Source organism: Roseibium sp. RKSG952, assembly GCF_009711355.1.
The window spans coordinates 1-254 of record NZ_SMMF01000100.1 but is presented as its reverse complement, the minus strand read 5'-3'; the positions used below and the strand labels follow the sequence as shown (position 1 = coordinate 254).

The 254-nt window shown below is 51.6% G+C and carries 1 rRNA gene; it reads left to right on the top strand.

What is annotated here, in order from left to right:
- Window positions 1-62: ribosomal RNA gene (locus E1297_RS00255) — 16S ribosomal RNA — on the top strand; the annotation flags it as partial.
- Between the last annotated feature and the right edge of the window lie 192 nt (window positions 63-254).

Here is a 254-nt window from a genome sequence, read left to right as displayed (position 1 = left end):
CGACTGGGGTGAAGTCGTAACAAGGTAGCCCTAGGGGAACCTGGGGCTGGATCACCTCCTTTCTAAGGATGGCCATTATGAAGCTTGCTTCATTCCGGTCTCTTCAGAACACTAAGACCCGTCTAGATCAGGACGAGGTCGCTTAAAACGAGCGGAACAACGCCGTCTTCGTTTCTCTTTCTTCAAAAGACAAGTTGAGTGGTTTAGCTACCTCGTAGCGCTACCGCCTATCGGCTATATGAGCGCGTTGGAGG